Origin of the sequence: Mesorhizobium sp. M0571 (assembly GCF_040320985.1) — a bacterium.
GTDB lineage: Bacteria > Pseudomonadota > Alphaproteobacteria > Rhizobiales > Rhizobiaceae > Mesorhizobium.
In genome coordinates this window covers 1-17327 of sequence record NZ_JAMYQT010000042.1, presented here as the reverse complement: position 1 = coordinate 17327, position 17327 = coordinate 1, and the positions used below count along the sequence as shown (strand labels likewise).

Here is a 17327-nt window from a genome sequence, read left to right as displayed (position 1 = left end):
ACGCCAAGACCGGACGGGTCATGCTGTACGGAAGGCATCGTGCCTATTTTTTGAACGCCTGTCCATAATCGCCCTCGTGACATGCACGACCATCTTGATGGCCGCATCGATCCGGCCTTAGAGCGACGTGCGTCCACTTGGACGCACAAAGTACGCTCTAAAACTTTGAATCTTCGCATCTGCTTTCCGAAAATCGATCCCGATTTTCGGGCCGATGCGATAGGCTGCCGTGAACGGAGATTGCCATGTTTAAATTTCTCACGCCGAAGTCGATCAAGCCGCCCTTCGCCCGCTACAGCCATGGCGTCGAGGTGCCGCCCGGCAAGCGGCTGGTGCTGTGTTCGGGCCAGGTCGCCATCACGGCGGACGACCAGATCCCCGAGGAGGCCGGCGCACAGGCCGAGCTCTGTTTCCAGAACATATCGGCGATTCTCGGCGAGGCCGGGCTCGGCCTGTCCGACATCGTCCGCATCAACGCCTACGTCACAGATCGCGCCTTCCTGCGACCCTATATGGAGGTTCGCGACCGGCTGTTCGCCAGCCCGGCGCCGGCCTCGACGCTGATGATCGTGTCCGGTTTCGCCCGGCCGGAATTCAAGGTCGAGATCGAGGTCATTGCGGCGGGATGATCGACAGCCGATCGTTCCCGCGTTAGGTCTGGGCTTGTCGGTTCAAGGGGCATGAAATGATCGCTGCAAAAAAACGCGTATGGTGGGGTGACTACCGCACCACCGAATATGCGACCATCGATCCAGAGGCGACTATCGCCATTCTGCCGGTGGCTGCGATCGAGCAGCACGGCCCGCATCTGCCGGTCTCGACCGACACTTCGATCATGAACGGCATGCTGGAAACGGTGATCGCGCGCCTGCCCGGCGATCTCGACATCCGCATCCTGCCGGTCCAGGCGGTGGGCAAGTCGAACGAGCACTTGCATGCGCCCGGCACGCTTACGCTGCCGGCGGCGACGTTGATCGAAGCGTGGACCGAGCTTGGCCTGTCGATCGCGCGCGCCGGCATCCGCAAGCTGATCGTCGTCAATTCGCATGGCGGCAATGAGGAGATCATGGGCATCATCACCCGCGAATTACGCGTGCGGGCAAAGATGCTGGCGGTAAAGACCAGCTGGCAGCGTTTTGGCCGGCCGGCCGGCATGTACACCGAGCTCGAAGACCGCCACGGCATCCATGGCGGCGACGTCGAGACCTCGCTGATGCTGCATTTCCGGCCCGACCTCGTCGATATGGGCAAGGCCGACAATTTCGTTTCCAAGGTCGCGCGCGCCGAAAAGGAATTTTCGCTGCTGCGCCACACCGGAACGCACGCCTTCGCCTGGATCGCCAGCGACCTCAACCCGAACGGCGTTGTCGGCGACGCCAGCATTGCGACCGCCGAAAAGGGGCGGCTCACCGCCGAGCATCAGGCCGACGGCTTCATCAGCCTGGTGACGGACGTGCGCAGGGCCAGGCTTGCAGATTGGTTGGCTTAGGAGGCTATCCGCCAGCGTCGCGCCGCCCCTCACCTGCCTGCCGGCATCCTCGCCCCGTAAACGGGGCGAGGGACGCCATCATCGGCGGTTTCGCCAATCGCCAGCGTTGAGAAAAGGCGCCAGCGTTGCTGTCAGCCCCTTCTCCCCCGTCACTATACTGGGAGAAGATGCCGGCAGGCAGATGAGGGGCAGCGCCGATATCGGAAATACCTGCCGCGATCGCAGCACGATTAGGACGCGGTTGCTTGGTGGCTTTGATGAGTCAAATAACTGCCCACAAAACTAGAAATCAAGCATCGATCTTCAACGCAAACGGCGCGCCTTCAAACGCCTCGGCGCCGCGCCCGATCGCCTCGATGGCGCGGCTCATGCGGCCGTCGCGCTCGAGCAGTGCGTCGGCAATTGCGATCAGCCGCGGATTGGGCGTCGCGGTGGGCGACAGCGCGCGCAGCGTCTCGGCCAATTCGGCCTCGTCGCGCTTCGGCGCCAGCGCTGCCGCGATGATGTAGGCCGAGGCGGTCGAACGGCTGATGCCGGCATAGCAATGCACGACCAGCGGCCGCGAGCGATCCCATTGACGGGCGAAATCGAGCAGGTTGCGGACATGCTCCTCGCCCGGCATGGTCATGCCCTCCTGCGCCACCGCAATGTCATGCATGACCAGATGCAGATGGTTTTCCCTGGTGATCGAGGACGGTCGCATCACCTCCGTTCCGGCAGCGAGCAGCGAAAGCAGCCGCTCGGCGCCGGTCCTTGCCACCGTTTCCTCGATTTTTGCCAGGGAACAAACATGGATCATCGCGAAATCTCCTTGGCCCCATCGTCGCTCCGCGCGGCCCAGCCGGCAAGCGCTGATTCGAGCCGCCGCCATTCTTCGTCGGTTCCGGGCAGGCCGGCGCGCAGCACATCCGGCCGGCCGGAGAAATGCCGAAGCAGGATGCCGCATTGGCCGAGCACCGAAAACAGGCCGGCGGCGTCCGCCAGGCGAAGATAGCGGAACAACGTGGTGCCACCGGCGACAGGCACGCCGAAGCGGCCGAACAGCGCATCGAGCCGCGCGGCATCCTCGGCCAGACGGCGCCGCATCCCGGCCTGCCAGCCGACGTCGGCAAGCGCCCTTATGCCATATTCGAGCGCCGGCCCGGCAACCGCCCACGGCCCGAATTGCGCCTCCAGCCGTTCGACCGTCAGCGCATCGGCCAGTGCAAAGCCAAGCCGCAGACCGGCCAAGCCGAAGAACTTGCCGAACGAACGCAGCACGACGATGCCACCCTGGTCGACGTCGCCGGCCAAGCTTTCGCTGCGCGGGCCGACATCCATGAAGGCCTCGTCGACCACCAGCAGCCCGCCTCTGGCGCGCAATTTCGCGGCAAGGCGAAGCAATCTTTCGCGCTCGACGACGCGCCCGTCCGGGTTGTTGGGATTGACGACGACGGCAAGGTCGGCCGCCGCCAAGGCTTCGAAATCATCGACTTCAGCCGCCGCATGGCTGGCGATCGCCGCTGCCCGCCGATGCTCGGCATAAGTCGGCCCGAGCACCAGCGCCTTGCCTGGGCTGACCAGCGAGGCGACGCGCGGCAACAGGATCTGCGTGCCGGGCGCCGCTGCGACGTTCGCCGCCGAAGGTGCGCCATAGGCGCTTGCCGCGACCGCGGCCAATTCACGGGCACGCGCGGCTTCCGGCAATCGCGACAGGGCGGTGGCGGGCAAATCGAAAAGCGGGTAGGAGTGCGGATTGATCCCGGTCGAGAGGTCGACGAAAGGCAGTGGCGCGTGAGGGAAAAGTGCCCTCGCCCGGCCAAGGCTTCCGCCGTGGTCCACTGCCGCCGTCACTCCATCAAGAGACTTCATGTCGATCCTGATCACTTTCCTGTCGCTAGCCATCGAACTTGTCCTCGGCTACCCGGCCCGGCTCTTCGATGCCATTGGCCATCCCGTCACCTGGTTCGGCAGGCTGATATCCTTTCTCGACCGCAGGCTCAACCGCGCCACTGATTCCGACGCCCACCGTCGCCGCTGGGGCGTCGTCGCGCTGCTGGTGATCGTGCTGGTGCCGGCCGCCCTCGCCCTCTGGCTGGAAACCATGCTTTGGAGCTTTCCTCTCGGCTTGTTGATCACAGCAATCCTGGCGACGTCGCTGCTGTCGCAGAAGAGCCTGGCCGAGCATGTCGAAGCGGTCGCCGACGCACTCGACACCGGCGGACTGGACATGGGCCGCATTGCCGTCTCGCGGATCGTCGGCCGCGACCCGGAAAAGCTCGACAGGGCCGCTGTCTGCCGCGCCGCGATCGAAAGCCTGGCCGAGAATTTTTCCGACGGCGTCGTGGCGCCGGCCTTCTGGATCGGCGTTGGCGGGCTGGCCGGCGGCGTCGGCTACAAGGCCGCCAACACCGCCGATTCGATGATCGGCCACCGCACGCCGCGCCACGAGGCCTTCGGCTGGGCGGCGGCGCGCTTCGACGATTGGATCAACCTGCCGGCGTCGCGGCTGACGGCGCTGCTGATCGTGCTTGCCGCTTTCCTGGTCAAGGGCGCCGACGCCAGAGGCGCCTGGCACGCCGTGCGGCGCGATGCGAAGAAGCACCGCTCGCCCAATGCCGGCTGGCCGGAAGCGGCGATGGCCGGTGCGCTCGGCCTGGCGCTCGCCGGCCCGCGCTCCTATGACGGCGTCCTGGTCGATGACGCGTTGATGGGTGAAGGCGGCCGGCGCGACGACATCGAGAGCACCGACATCAGGCGGGCGCTGAAACTCTACCGGGTCGCCGACTTTCTGCTGATCGCGCTGTTCGGGATGATTTCGGCGCTCGTTATCTTTGCGTGACCTGCGCTCGAGATTGAGATCAAATAAAAACCCGCCATGCGGCGGGTCATCGGCGCGAATCAGCACCATAGCTAGATTAGTAGCATAGCTGCCGGCACAAAGCAAGAACAAAGTTGCCCGTCAGCGCTGGACCCGGCTTCATTCCAGCTTGGTTTCCTCGCCCCACGAAGTGGGGAGAGGTGGCTCGGCGAAGCCGAGACGGAGAGGGGAACCGCGCTCTACGAAGCCCCCTCTCCGGGGCGGGCGGGCGGCCCCCCCCCGCCCGGGTCCGGCCACCCGCCCCCACCCACCCCCCCGCGCGGGCCGCTGCGCGCCCACCTCTCCCCCGCTTCGCGGAGGGCGAGGAACCCAGGTCTTGAGAAGTCGGTGGGCAGCCTTGGCAAGCGTCATCCGAGTTGGACCTTCGTCCGAAATGTCCCGAGGCAAGCCCTCAGAACTCTATCCCCTGCTGCGCCTTCACTCCGGCGGAGAAGTGGTGCTTCGTCACGCCCATCTCGGTGACCAGATCGGCCGCCTCGACCAATGCCGGCTTGGCGTTGCGGCCGGTGACGACGACATGCAGGCCTTCGCGACGGGCCTTCAGCGCCGCGACCACTTTTTCGAGGTCGAGATAGTCGTAGCGCAGCGCGATGTTGAGCTCGTCGAGCACCACAAGGCTGATCGACGGGTCGGCCATCAGCTCGAGCGCCTTCGCCCAGGCGGCCTCGGCCGCCGCGATGTCGCGCTTCAGGTCCTGCGTCTCCCAGGTAAAGCCCTCGCCCATTGCGTGCCAGACGACGCGGTCACCGAAGGCAGCAAAGGCGTCCTTCTCGCCGGTGTGCCACTTGCCCTTGATGAACTGGACGACGCCGACGCGCTTGCCGTAGCCGAGCATCCTGAGCGCCAGCCCGAAGGCGGCCGTGGTCTTGCCCTTGCCCGGCCCGGTGTTGACGATCAGCAGCCCCTTCTCGACCGTCTTGGCCGCGACCTCGGCATCCTGCACCGCCTTGCGCTTGACCATCTTGGCGCGGTGGCGTTCCTCGCCCTTGGGATCGATGCCTTTGTCCCTGGTATCAGCCATGTCATTTCACCTTGAGCGGCAGCCCCGCCACCATCAAAAGCACGGTGTCCGCGACAGCCGCGACGTCCTGGTTCAACCGGCCGGCGGCATCGCGAAACTGCCTTGCCAGCGCATTGTCCGGCACGATGCCCTGCCCGACTTCGTTGGACACCACGAACCACGGTCCTCGCGGCCGCGAAAGCACGTCCGCCAGCCTTCGGCATTCGGCATCGCAATTATGTTCGGCCAGCATATGGTTGGTCAGCCACAGCGTCAGGCAATCGATCAGCACCGGCTGGCCGTCAGGCAGCGCCTCGATCGCGCCGGCAAGGTCGAGCGGCGCATCGATGGTCGTCCAGCCCTCGCCACGCCGCGAGCGGTGCAGCGCGATGCGCTGGCGCATCTCCTCGTCATAGGCTTGCGCCGTGGCGATATAGCTCCACGGCGCCGGACAAGCCGTTACCAGCCTCTCGGCATGGGCGCTCTTGCCGGAGCGCGCACCGCCGATGACCAGGGTCAGTGCCCCGGCAGCGCGGTCAGGCAAAGCTGTCGCGCAGGCTGGTCGCCGTGCCGGTGAAGCGTCCGCGCACCACGCCGACGACCGCGCCGAGCACCAGCCAGAACACCAGATTGGTCAGCGTCACCGCCACCACGAACTGATGATGCAGGCCTTCCGGGATCGCCGTTTCGAAACTATCGGGCTGCGGCGCGCCGACAATATGCGGCGCCACGATCAACGCTACGGCAAGGATCGCCAGCGGCAACGATCTGCGGAAGGCGATAAGGCCGAGCCCGGCGGCGGTCGCCACCACTGTTGCCCACCACCAGATCTGGCGTTGGACAAGGTCGGCCGCCGGCATCGCCGGCAATTCCGGCGGTAGGCCGAGGCCCGGCGCCAGCGTGAACACGGCAAAGCCGGCCAGCCCCCAGAACAGGCCCTGGCGCCAATTGCCGATGCCGCCGGCGAATTCCGAAACCGCGACTAGGACCAATGCGAAGCCGATGCCGGTGACGATATTGGCAACGACGCTGAAGGCAAAGCGCTCGAAGCCATCGGCCGGCGCCCAGCCTTCGTCCTCAGCCGGAGCCATTGCTTCAGCCGGTGCCGGCGCGGCGCTGCTCATAGCCGTCGTGCCCGCGGCGTTCTCGGCCGGTGCCGCAGGTGCCGCGGCATGGTCATGGCCGCCGCCGGCCTGTTCGTAGACTTCCGCCTTCAGGATGAGCGGCACCGTGGCATAGGCCTGCATGCAGGCGAGAGCGATGCCGGCCACAAGCCCTGCGATCGCCGCGATGAACACGACGTTGCGAAACAGTGTCATGATGTCAGCCCCTTGTCAGTGGCAGGGAAAGCCCATCGAGTGGCGATAGTCGTGCGCGGCATTGTGGACCGCATCGATATGCGAGAAGCCGACAAAGCCCATGACGAAAATGCCGAGGAATGCAGCAAGCGCCAGCTGCATGAAACGCGACTGCGAGGAGACGGAAGCGCCGAGCGAAACGGAAGCGGTATTCATGTCTTGTCCTTTCGCCCTCCACCCGAGGGCATAGAAGTCAGTTTCCTGTCGCCGGCAGGTCTCCTGGCTCGCGGATCAGCGCCCTTCCCCACCTTCCCGAAGGCGCACCTTCAGTGGCATATGGAGAGGACTACCGCACACAGTTGCGGGGGCAGCCACGGCATTGGGCAAAAAATCGCCCGCACCGCATTCCCTCTTGGTCCCTAATGGAACCGACGACATCAGGGACTATAGGCAGAATCGCCGCGCCCGGCAAACCAAATTCCGCCGGATCGTGTGGCGAATGCGCCGTCTCGCCAAGCCGCCGGCGCCCCGCCCCTGATTGACAATTTTCACCGCCGGGTGTCGGCTGCCGCATGGGAGGAAGCCGGCCATGCAACCCAGCCCGAACGAGCGCGGTCCCTATAACGGCCTGACCCGGGCCGAGCCGACGCTGCCGTCGCCGGCCTATTGGGACATCGCGGGCTACCAGCGCGATCTCGACGCCATCTGGCATCGCAACTGGGTGCTCGTCTGCCGAGAGGCCGACCTTGCCCAGCCGCTGGCTTTCAGGACGTTCCGTATAGGCACGCAAGAGGTCGTCGTGCTGCGCGACGAGACCGGCGAATTGCGTGCCTTCCACAACACCTGCCGGCACCGCGGCTCGCAGCTTTGCCAGGAAAGCGAGGGCCGGCTGAAGGCGCGGTTCATCACCTGCCCCTATCACGCCTGGTCCTATTCGCTGCGCGGCGATCTGGTGCGCGTGCCGTCGAAATCGCTGCCTGACCGCTTCGATAAGGCCGATCATCCGCTCTACCGGGTGGCGCTGTCGGTGTGGCGCGGTTTTGTCTTCGTCAACCTCGCGGAAGACGCTGCCGGCTCGGCTGAAACATCCTTCGATCCGGCATCCGGCAACCTCGCCAACTGGCCGCTGGAAACGCTGCTGAGCGGCCATATGCTGCGCAAGGTGATGAACTGCAACTGGAAGATTTTCTGGGAAAACTTCAACGAGTGCCTGCATTGCCCCGGCGTCCATAAGGACCTGTCGCGGTTGGTGCCGATCTATGGCCGCGGCCTGATGGGCCGCCACGACGATCCCGAATGGGCTCGCCATGCCGACAATGACGCGCCGGAATTTTCCGGCGGCTTGCGGGCAGGAGCCGAGACCTGGTCGCGCGACGGGCGCGTCCACGGCTCGGTCTTTTCCGGCCTGACGCCGGCCGAGCGTACCGCCGGGCAGACCTATGCCACCAGCCTGCCGTCGATGTTCATCGTCGGCCACGTCGACTATGTCAGGACCGTGCGGCTGGTGCCGCTTGGGCCGGAGCAGACCGAACTCACCGCCGAATGGCTTTTTTCGCCCGAAGCGCTCGCCGATCCGGCGGCGGACATCGACAATATCGTCGCCTTCGGTACCCAAGTGCTGGAGGAAGACGCTGACATCTGCGAGGTCAACCAGAAGGGCCTCCGCTCGATGCGCCACAAGGCCGGCGTGCTGATGCCCGAGGAATATGACTTGCACCGCTTCCACAACTGGGTGCGCGACCGGCATGCGGCGCTTGAACATCAAAGCGATTTGGGCAGATAGCGCCAGGTGACGAAGCCACAGGCAGCGGCCAACACGCCGAGCGTCGCGAAAACCGCGCCCAGGCCGAAGAACGCCAGCACCACCGAATAGACCAGCGGCGGCGTCAGCTCGGAAAAGTCGAGATAGGTGCGGTAGACCGCCGCCATCTGCGCCCGCTCATAGGAGCGCACCGAACGCATGAAGGCGGTCGAGCCCAGCGCATCGAGCGCAATGGTGAAGAAGGCGCCGCAAAGCAGCAATGCGCCGCTGACGAGCGGTGCCGCCTCGCCGACGGCGCCGGCCGCCAGCAGCGTCGCCGACATGGCGAAATAGGCGAACGTCATGGTTCGCCGGCCGCCGAAACGCTTTCCTGCCCTGCCCCAAAAGATGGCCATGAACAGCAGCGCATTGCCGGCCGAAACCAAAAGGCCGCCGGCCAGCTTGCCCTCGCCGGTGATCACCATAAACAACGGCCCATAGACGAAGAACGTCGTCCAGAAGCAGGAGCGGCCGAAGGCGATCAGCCAGGCGAGCCTCAGCCTTGGCTGCGCGACGAAGCGGCCGATATTGGCCAGAGGATTGACCGGCCGTGTCTTGCCGGGGCGGATCGACTGGTTGTCGCCGAGCCGATAGGTCCAGAACAGCGCCAGCAAGGCCATGGCGAAGACGGCCACCGCGCCATGCGCCGCATAGATGCCGAAACGTGTGTAGAGGAAAATGCCGAGCGTCGGCCCGGCGGTCCAGGCAAGCATCGACCACGCCATGCGCAGCGACTCGGCCTGCATGAAGTCGGTCTTGCGGATATGGTCCATGATGTAGAGGTTGAGCGTGATCGCCAGCGCGCCGGCGCCGACGACGCGGCAGAGCATGCCCACCACTTGGCCGGCCAGCGTATGGGTGACGAAGAACAGCGAGACGACGGCCAGCAGGCAGGCGCCGGCGGTATAGACCCAGCGCCGGGCAAAGCGCCGGATCAGCATCGGCATGAACAGCGTCGCCGACAGGCCGAGCATCGCAACGATCGTGTAGAGGATCGAAACGATCTGCTCGTTGTGCAGAATCTCATAGGCCTGGATCGGGATGACGCTGGACACGGTGGCGCGCGCGAAGGATTCGACCGCATAAAGCGAGGCGAAGGTGCGTGCATCCGCCGGCCGCAAGGCCGCAAGCCAGATCGGATGGCGCACATGTGTAGCCATTGCTTTCCCCGAAGCAGAATCGCCCGAAGCAGGTTTGGAGCACAAATCTGCCGTGGCGTTGCCTCGGCGGGTAACAGGAAACCGACGCCTTCACGGCAAAAAGCGAAGCCGGCCAAAGGCTTTCCGGCTCTGGCCTAAAGCGAGCCATGATGCTGAACGGCCGCAGCCGGTACAACGCGAGGCACGGCCTGCTTCTTTTGTCGGGGGCAACCGTGATAGTCGTCTTGCCGGGGCTGAACCAAGACAACGAGACCAATGAGCATCGACACGCCGACCGCCTCCGTTCAGGACCAACCAAAGTTGAAGCGCATCGCCGCCATCGACATCGCACGCGGCGTCGCTTTGCTTGCCATGGCGAGCTATCATTTCACCTGGGATCTCGAATTCTTCGGTTACACCGATCCCGGCCTCACCGCTTTCGGCTGGTGGAAATTCTACGCGCGCTGCATCGCCTCAAGCTTCCTGTTCCTGGTCGGCGTCAGCCTCTATCTTGCCCATGGCAGAAAGATCCACTGGACCGGCTTCTGGAAGCGTTTCGCCATGGTTGCCGGGGCCGCCCTCGCAATATCGCTGGTCACTCGCATCGCCACGCCGGATGGCTTCATCTTCTTCGGCATATTGCACGAGATTGCGCTGGCCAGCCTGCTCGGCCTGGCGTTCCTGCGGCTGCCAGCGCTGCTGACGCTGCTTGTCGCGGCGTTTGTCGTCGCCGCGCCCGTCTATCTGCGATCCGCGGTTTTCGATCATCCGGCCCTATGGTGGGTCGGGCTGTCGGCGACCAATCCGCGCTCCAACGACTACGTTCCGCTGCTGCCCTGGTTCGGCGCCGTGCTTGCCGGCATCGCGGCTACCAAACTCGCCGCCACCTCCGGCGTGCTGACGCGGCTGTCGACCTTGGCGCCCGGCCGCTGGGCAAATCCGCTGGTCTTCATCGGCCGGCACAGCCTTGCCTTCTATCTGATCCATCAGCCAGTGCTGATCGGCTCGGTCTGGCTGTTTTCGCAAGTCATGCCGGCGCAAGTCGAAACCAGGGAGATGAACTTCCTGAAATCCTGCCAAATATCCTGCGAGCAGACGCGCGACACCGAGTTCTGCTCCAGCTATTGTGTCTGCATGCTGGACACTCTCCAGGGCGAAGCCTCGCTTGATCGGCTTTACAGCAATGACCAGTCCCCGGAGTGGAAGGCGCATATTGGCGAGCTCGCCGGCACCTGCACGGCCAGGACCGAGAGCACGCTGGGAGGACAACAATGACCGACAGTCACCCGAAACCCGTGCAGCAGAGTCCTGGTCAGCCGAAATTGGGGCACATACCATGGCCGCCGCTGATCTATATCGCCGCCATCGCCGTTAGCGTCGCGCTAGGGCTGTTTTATCCGCTGCCATGGATCGGCGATCTTCTCGGCGACATCCTGTTCGCCGCCGGCCTTGTGGCGCTGTTGGCGGTCGCCGCGCTCTGGTTCACGGCGATCCGCACCATGATCCGCGCGAAAACGACGCTCAACCCGAACGGCGTGCCGGATCATCTGGTGACCACCGGGCCCTTCGCCGTCAGCCGCAATCCGATCTATCTCGCCAACACGCTGCTGCTGGTCAGCCTCGCCTTTGTCTTGGGGAGCGCCTGGTTCCTGCTGCTGGCGTTCGTAGCGGCCTTCCTGACGCAGAAGCTGACGATCGAGAGCGAGGAAAAGGTGCTGACGAGCAAATTCGGCAAGAAGTACCGGGACTACGCCAAAAAGGTGCGACGCTGGATCTGAGCCTTAGGTGTTGACGCCGAGTTCTGCCAGCCGCTCGACGCAGGATTCCTCGGCCTGGTCGAGCTCGGCCAGGGTCTCCTCGAGATCGCGGCGTTTCTGGCGCAAATCCTCGCGCTTTTCCTCGATGCGCTTGATCATCAATTTGAGTTGGCCGACCTCGCCGGGCGGCTCCCTGTACATCTGGATGATTTCGCGGATCTCGTTGATCGAGAAGCCGAGCCTCTTGCCGCGCATGATCTGGCGGATGAGATGCCGGTCCGACGGGCGGAACAGCCGCGTGCGGCCGCGCCTTACCGGCTGCACCAGCCCTTCGTCTTCGTAGAAGCGCAACGTCCGCGTCGACACGTCGAATTCGCGGGTCAGCTCCGTTATCGAATAATATTCCCGCATCGTTACTCCAATGCCCCGGCCACGCCGCGAGTTCCCCATGCGGCTTCGCCAGCGTCCAGACGTGTGCCAGAATCGGCAGGCAGGGACCTTCCAAAACCTCGCACGGCATTTACGTAAAAGTCAATTGAGAGGGTTCAGCGCACGCCGAACCACCATGTGGCAAGCCCGAGAAAGGCAAAGAAGCCGACGACGTCGGTGACCGTGGTGACGAAAACCGCCGAAGCCACAGCCGGATCGATCTTGAAGCGGTCGAGCAGCAGCGGGATAAGGATGCCCGCCAGAGCCGCCACGAACATATTGATGATCATCGCAGCCGCAATGATGCCGCCGAGATTGCGATCGTGGAACCAGGCAGCAGCCACGAGGCCGATCAGGATGGCAAAGATGATGCCGTTGATGAAGCCCACCCCGATTTCGCGGCGGATGATGCGGCCGGCATTGTAGATGTCGAGGTCCCTGGTCGCCAGCGCCCGCACCGTGACCGTCATGGTCTGCGAGCCGGCATTGCCGCCCATGCCGGCGACGATCGGCATCAGCACCGCCAGCGCCACGATATGCTCGATGGTGCGGTCGAACAGGCCGATCACCGAGGCCGCCAGGAAAGCCGTCAAAAGATTGACCAGCAGCCAGGGCACGCGCGAGCGCGAGGTCGAAAAGATGCTGTCCGAGAGTTCTTCGTCGCCGACGCCGCCCATGCGCAGCAGATCTTCCTCGGCCTCCTGCTGGATGACGTCGACGACGTCGTCGATGGTCAGCACGCCGACCAGCCGCTCGTTCTCGTCGACGACGGCGGCGGACAGAAGATCGTATTGTTCGAATTCGCGTGCCGCCTCCTCCTGGTCCATGGTGGCCGGGATGGCATGCCTGGTCTCATGCATGACCTCTTCGACCTTGACCGAGCGCTTGGTACGCAGGATCTGGTCGAGGTCGATGGCGCCGAGCAGCTTGAAGCTCGGATCGATGACGAAGATCTGGCTGAAACGGTCGGGAAGATTGTTGTCCTCGCGCATGTAGTCGATGGTCTGGCCGATCGTCCAGAAAGGCGGCACCGCGACGAACTCCGTCTGCATGCGGCGGCCGGCGGTCTCTTCGGGATAGTCAAGCGAACGCCGCAGCCTGATCCGCTCGGTGAACGGCAGCTGCGACAGGATCTCGTCCTGGTCCTCCTGGTCGAGGTCTTCGAGAATGTAGACCGCGTCGTCGGAATCGAGATCCTGCACCGCCTGGGCGATCTGCGCATTGGGCAGACTGTCGACGATGTCGCGCCGGATCGCCTCGTCGACCTCGGTCAGCGCGGAAAAATCGAAATCCTTGCCTAGCAATTCGACCAGCGCGCGGCGCTGTTCCGGGTGCAGCGCCTCAAGCAGATGGCCGAGTTCCGACTGGTGCAGATCGTCGACTTCACGCTTCAGCGCCAGCGTGTCGCGATCGGCGATCGCAGCACCGATCTGGGCGAGAAACGACGACAGGATGACGCCGTCCTCGTCATAGATGTCGGCGTGGTGCTCCTCAGCGGCCCTGGCGCCGGTCATGTGTTCGTCCTGGCCTTCCACCAGCGCCTCCCGCCATCGGATTTCCGGATAAGGTGCCTGTCAGGTCTAGACCATGATCCTGAAAAGTGGAAACCGGTTTTCCGAAAAGATCATGGTCAAACACAAAGATGGAGCGGGGGCACGATTTGGCTTGAGATCGGCCTCTCTAGGCGCAACGGACGGCGTCAAACGACCTTGCGAGCTGCCGGTTGCCCCAGGGTTGATAATTAGAATATTCTAATTTAGTATGTCTATAATTACCGCTAATAAATGGAGGGTGTTTATGGGGAAGTATCTGCTTGCCAGCCTTGCGTTGGTTTGTTCGGGAATACTTTTGAACCCGATTGCCGCCGAGGCAAAATCCTTCAAATCTTTTCAGGGCAAGGAATGCAACCGTGACTACAAACGGCTTTGCCCAATGACACCGATCGGCAAATGCGATCTTCAGAGCATGATCGAGCAGTTGTCACCCGCCTGCAAGGCTTTCGTCGAGAAGCACCGGTAATCCAGCTCTGGTACCGCCGCTGACCAACTGCCGGGTAGTCCGCGACAACGCTAGGTGTGGTGTGCCCGCTTTGGTTTCCTGAAAGAGGAACAGTCTCGCAAACACATCCCGCCGCTCGAACATCCCTACTCTGTTGCTGTCGGGAGAATATGATCCAGCAACAGACTGCGCATCGTGCGGCTAAAGGCCTTCCTCTCGGGCAAGTGATTTTCTTCGGGGAATTGGCACGATGCGATCGATTTCCGATCCGTGCGGATCCGAAGTCGCGGCCGATTTCCTGGCAAACCCCAGACGCAAGCTGAAGACTGAGTGCATTTGGCAGATGAAGACCCATAATTTTCGGTCGCTGCGGAGAAGCTGTGGCAAGGTCAGGCGAAAGAAGCCAAAGCAGAGATTGCCGTTCCGGTTCGGGCATCGTTCGCCCAACAACATTAGTCCCAGTGGCCCGCAGCACGGCACATGCTGCACGGGGAATGAGGGCGAGGCCGACGATGCGGCGGCCTCGCTGGATATCGGACGGCTAAGAGCCTCGCCTCTTGATCAGGCTGCGTCGCGCTTGGACTCAGCCGCATAGCGGTCCAGGAGTCCGCTCCAGCCACCCTCGGATTCGAAGGCCTGGCGCGCTGCTTCCGCGGCCTCGCCCATGTTCTCCAGAAGCCTGTGCTCGAGTTCCACCCGCGTCGCGTTCTCGCCGAGCGTCACAAAGCGGATGTCGACTTCGGTCAGCAGTTCCGGATCGAAGCGCCAGTCGGCTCCGATACGCCAGGCGAGCGTCAGCCTGGACGGCGGATCCCAGGCGAGAACCTCGCCCCAATCGCATTCCGAGCCATCTTCGCCGATCTCGTACCAGCGCCCGCCGGCTTTCGGTTCGATCACTGCAGTCGTCAGGGCGGATTTGCCAATCGAGTGCGAAGCCGGCCACCACCGGCCAAACCGTGTCGTGAACACATCGAATGCCTTGTCGAGTGGCACCTCCACCGTCACGGACTTCCTGACCGGTGCGGGCTTGATCATGGTCGTCATTTCCTCTTCTCCTTGCTGTTGTCGACTTCCCGTTTGAAGGCGTCGAGCGCATCGCCCCACATGCGATCGAGCCAGGCGCGCATCTCGCCGAGCCCATGCGGGTCGAGATGATAGATGTTGCTGGCACCCTTGGGCTCGGCACGGACCAGCCGGGCTTCCTTCAACACTTTGAGGTGCTGTGATACGGCCGGTTGCGAGACCGGAAGCACCCGCGTCAAATCAATGACCGAGCGCGGCCGATCGGCGATGAGTTCGAACACCTTGCGGCGTGTCGGATCGGCCAAGGCCACCATGCCTGCGTAATCATAAACCATGACTTATGATAAGCTAAAGCTTATGATTGGTCAACAGAGGAAGCGTGCCCAAATGAGACCAGCGAGTAAGCGCTCGCTGATGGGCATCCGCATTGTACAAAAGCAACCAATTTCATTAGCCGGGAACGACGCCTCAACCATGTACGTTTTAGCGCTAAGGCCGGCCGGCTCCTCCCTCCGGCCTGAGAAGGTCCACTGCTTTGTATGGGCAGCGGACCTGAGGGTTCGCGACATGCTAAACCAGCGTGCCAATCGCACCTCTCTTAGCCCCCACGACCTGGCTATTTGCCAACGCGTGTTCGACCGGGTTTGCGCAGACGAACATCTCGACCCTTTAAGCCAAGACGCCGAAAAATTAGCGGCGACCGTCGTTGCGATTTTTCGAAATGCTCACACCGATGAACGCAAACTGCTGGAGGCAGTCAGGTCTCATCGTCACGGCGCAGAAAAGTCGCGCTAGCTCTCATCCCAAAAATGCCACAGCGAAGCACCCGACACTTGGGCCTGTTGGCGTCAAGGAGCACCGATCGGAGACAGCAATATGGGCATACAGGGCGATGGCAATCATTTCCTGTATGTCGGTCATCTGCGGTCGACCGGACAGCCGGCTATTATAACCCATCACGGATCACGCGGTCCGGGAGCGATGCTGTACAAGCGCGGAATTACGGCGACAGTGCATTTTACCATGCTCGCCCGGCCGTCGTGGGTGTAGGTTGACCGTGGGGCTCGCGTTGCCCGTATTGTCGTTCTGCCACACCACGTGACGCAACGAGGTAACGGGCGCGCCAACGACGCACTTCTGGACCGGATTGCCGAGCAAACCAGCGGCAGGTGGGGAAAGAAAAAGTGCACTGTCACCGTAAATCGCCGCATGGCGGGTGTCGACCACCGGGAAAAAGTAAACCTGACGGCAAGGTTTTTACCTTATCGGAGTATATTTCTCTCTGGCGAAACATTTAGAATGGGTAAATTGGTTTGGCCTTAATTACGGAAGCCTCTCACTATAGGCCAGCCGCCATATGGCAATTGCGCCTGTCATTGTTTATGGCAATCTACGTCTTAGGCGCATCTGCACTATTTCCAGAGATTTTCTCTACCGCAGCCATAATCTATTCTCACAAGTTTCTTATTGGCATTCCGGTCTTGTTTATCGGCGGTGTCTGCTGTGCCGCGCTCATCTATGGCCGACGACAACCAATTCGCTACGCCCTAGATTTGATTCAAGGGCGATGGCGCGGCTGTCTGTTGGTGCTCCTGTTCTTCTTTGCCAGCTTGACCGCGTTCTCTACCTACAAGATCGCTATCCCGTCGGTCGTCCCATACTATGCCGACAACTGGCTAGCCGACGCTGATGAATGGTTGCATGGGATGCCGCCATGGGAGATCGTCCATAAGCTCGACAGCAACAGCTGGTCGCTCGTCGTCTTCAACAGCTATGAAGTCATTTGGTTTTACCAGTGGTTCGGCACCATCCTTTTCGTGTCGCTCTGGTCGGACGAGATTGCCCGCATCCGCTATCTCTGCGCAGCAGCGCTAACGCTGTGCGCTCTCGGAACTGTCTTGGCCTTGGCGCTGGCATCGGTCGGGCCGGTTTACTACCACCAGTTTGTTGGCGTGGATCGCTTCCACGGACTCGATGCAGTCATGGACAGGCTGGACCATAGTTACATGGTGCGGAAACCCGCTGCATATCTCCTGATGGCTTACCAGAGCGGCCGGCCAACTCTTGGCGGCGGCATCTCAGCCATGCCAAGCATGCATGTCGCCTTTGTCACACTAAACGCCTATTTGCTTTGCTCAATCAATCTCTGGCTTGGCGTTCTGGGTTGGACCTTCGCAGCCCTGATCCTGTACGGATCGGTGTACACCGGATGGCACTATGCTGTGGACGGCTACGCATCGATCGTTATTGTGTCTGTCATCTGGTGGGCGACTGGACGCTTGGTGCGCGAATAATTATGCACGCCAACCGCATAGATGGCCACGCCCGCCGATGGCCCCTTCGCATGGGCCAAACTAGCGATCGCAATAGGCAAGAAAGCCACGTGCCCTGATAAGGAGCTCTCTGCTGTGCTCGAATTCAACGGGTTAGAGAGTAAGCGCCTCGCCGATCACCTATGGGTTTGGGCTTGATGTTTTCCGGAATCGCCAGGGCATGAGTTCCTCGATCTGGCTCTGTGGATGGCCGTTGATGA

General features: G+C 62.7%; 19 protein-coding genes and 1 riboswitch. Of the genes, 8 read left to right on the top strand and 11 right to left on the bottom strand.

The annotated features are described in order from the left end of the window. Positions 1-245: 245 nt before the first annotated feature. Positions 246-629, top strand: coding sequence for a RidA family protein (locus NKI85_RS29945; RefSeq protein ID WP_352528109.1), 384 nt, complete (start codon positions 246-248; stop codon positions 627-629). Positions 630-685: 56 nt separating this feature from the next. After that, positions 686-1489, top strand: a complete 804-nt coding sequence (locus NKI85_RS29940) for a creatininase family protein (protein WP_352528107.1) — start codon at positions 686-688, stop codon at positions 1487-1489. Positions 1490-1778: 289 nt separating this feature from the next. On the opposite strand, the gene NKI85_RS29935 is transcribed toward NKI85_RS29940, so the two are convergent. After that, positions 1779-2288 (bottom strand): tyrosine phosphatase family protein, encoded by a 510-nt coding sequence (locus tag NKI85_RS29935; protein WP_352528105.1) that lies wholly within the window; start codon positions 2286-2288, stop codon positions 1779-1781. Next, a complete protein-coding gene (gene cobD, locus NKI85_RS29930; protein WP_352528103.1) occupies positions 2285-3340 on the bottom strand; it encodes a threonine-phosphate decarboxylase CobD in 1056 nt (351 codons plus the stop codon). The genes NKI85_RS29935 and cobD overlap by 4 nt, the downstream gene beginning before the upstream one ends. Here cobD and cbiB point away from each other — a divergent pair. Further along, the gene (gene cbiB / locus NKI85_RS29925; RefSeq protein WP_352779765.1) at positions 3339-4310 is read left to right on the top strand and encodes an adenosylcobinamide-phosphate synthase CbiB; all 972 of its coding nucleotides are present in this window, start codon (positions 3339-3341) and stop codon (positions 4308-4310) included. The two genes, cobD and cbiB, sit on opposite strands and share 2 nt — an antisense overlap. Positions 4311-4740: 430 nt before the next feature. Here cbiB and cobO read toward each other — a convergent pair whose 3' ends face one another. The 4 genes from cobO to NKI85_RS29905 are packed head-to-tail and all read right to left on the bottom strand — an operon-like array spanning position 4741 to position 6863. Further along, positions 4741-5370 carry a cob(I)yrinic acid a,c-diamide adenosyltransferase gene (cobO, locus tag NKI85_RS29920; protein ID WP_352779763.1) on the bottom strand — a complete coding sequence of 210 codons (630 nt, stop codon included), beginning with the start codon at positions 5368-5370 and terminating at the stop codon, positions 4741-4743. A gap of 1 nt (position 5371) precedes the next feature. Next, a complete protein-coding gene (gene cobU, locus NKI85_RS29915) occupies positions 5372-5893 on the bottom strand; it encodes a bifunctional adenosylcobinamide kinase/adenosylcobinamide-phosphate guanylyltransferase (RefSeq protein ID WP_352779762.1) in 522 nt (173 codons plus the stop codon). After that, positions 5886-6668, bottom strand: a complete 783-nt coding sequence (locus NKI85_RS29910) for a CbtA family protein (protein WP_352532236.1) — start codon at positions 6666-6668, stop codon at positions 5886-5888. The genes cobU and NKI85_RS29910 overlap by 8 nt, the downstream gene beginning before the upstream one ends. 15 nt (positions 6669-6683) lie before the next feature. Beyond that, positions 6684-6863 carry a CbtB domain-containing protein gene (locus NKI85_RS29905; RefSeq protein ID WP_023720718.1) on the bottom strand — a complete coding sequence of 60 codons (180 nt, stop codon included), beginning with the start codon at positions 6861-6863 and terminating at the stop codon, positions 6684-6686. Between the two features lie 36 nt (positions 6864-6899). Further along, a riboswitch (cobalamin riboswitch) is annotated at positions 6900-7095 on the bottom strand. A gap of 141 nt (positions 7096-7236) precedes the next feature. On the opposite strand from NKI85_RS29905, the gene NKI85_RS29900 reads away from it, so the two are divergent. After that, positions 7237-8430 (top strand): aromatic ring-hydroxylating oxygenase subunit alpha, encoded by a 1194-nt coding sequence (locus tag NKI85_RS29900; RefSeq protein ID WP_352779760.1) that lies wholly within the window; start codon positions 7237-7239, stop codon positions 8428-8430. On the opposite strand, the gene NKI85_RS29895 is transcribed toward NKI85_RS29900, so the two are convergent. Further along, positions 8409-9608, bottom strand: a complete 1200-nt coding sequence (locus NKI85_RS29895) for an MFS transporter (protein WP_352779759.1) — start codon at positions 9606-9608, stop codon at positions 8409-8411. The genes NKI85_RS29900 and NKI85_RS29895 overlap by 22 nt on opposite strands. A gap of 255 nt (positions 9609-9863) precedes the next feature. Here NKI85_RS29895 and NKI85_RS29890 point away from each other — a divergent pair, with 255 nt between their 5' ends. Continuing rightward, entirely contained in the window at positions 9864-10862 is a 999-nt protein-coding gene (locus NKI85_RS29890; RefSeq protein WP_352779757.1) for a heparan-alpha-glucosaminide N-acetyltransferase, read from the top strand. Next, positions 10859-11365: a methyltransferase family protein gene (locus NKI85_RS29885; RefSeq protein WP_352532228.1), complete on the top strand. Its 507-nt coding sequence runs from the start codon at positions 10859-10861 to the stop codon at positions 11363-11365. The genes NKI85_RS29890 and NKI85_RS29885 overlap by 4 nt, the downstream gene beginning before the upstream one ends. A gap of 3 nt (positions 11366-11368) precedes the next feature. On the opposite strand, the gene NKI85_RS29880 is transcribed toward NKI85_RS29885, so the two are convergent. Continuing rightward, the gene (locus NKI85_RS29880; protein ID WP_352532226.1) at positions 11369-11755 is read right to left on the bottom strand and encodes a MerR family transcriptional regulator; all 387 of its coding nucleotides are present in this window, start codon (positions 11753-11755) and stop codon (positions 11369-11371) included. A 134-nt stretch (positions 11756-11889) separates the two neighbouring features. Further along, complete coding sequence (gene mgtE, locus NKI85_RS29875; protein WP_352779756.1) at positions 11890-13308, bottom strand: magnesium transporter; 1419 nt, start codon at positions 13306-13308, stop codon at positions 11890-11892. Positions 13309-13570: 262 nt separating this feature from the next. Here mgtE and NKI85_RS29870 point away from each other — a divergent pair, with 262 nt between their 5' ends. After that, complete coding sequence (locus tag NKI85_RS29870) at positions 13571-13792, top strand: hypothetical protein (protein WP_352532222.1); 222 nt, start codon at positions 13571-13573, stop codon at positions 13790-13792. A 540-nt stretch (positions 13793-14332) separates the two neighbouring features. Here the strand turns inward: NKI85_RS29870 and NKI85_RS29865 are convergent. Beyond that, positions 14333-14815, bottom strand: a complete 483-nt coding sequence (locus NKI85_RS29865) for an SRPBCC family protein (RefSeq protein WP_352779755.1) — start codon at positions 14813-14815, stop codon at positions 14333-14335. After that, positions 14812-15129 carry an ArsR/SmtB family transcription factor gene (locus NKI85_RS29860; RefSeq protein WP_023720727.1) on the bottom strand — a complete coding sequence of 106 codons (318 nt, stop codon included), beginning with the start codon at positions 15127-15129 and terminating at the stop codon, positions 14812-14814. The genes NKI85_RS29865 and NKI85_RS29860 overlap by 4 nt, the downstream gene beginning before the upstream one ends. Positions 15130-16176: 1047 nt before the next feature. Here NKI85_RS29860 and NKI85_RS29855 point away from each other — a divergent pair. After that, entirely contained in the window at positions 16177-17088 is a 912-nt protein-coding gene (locus tag NKI85_RS29855) for a phosphatase PAP2 family protein (RefSeq protein ID WP_352779753.1), read from the top strand. Positions 17089-17327: the final 239 nt, after the last annotated feature.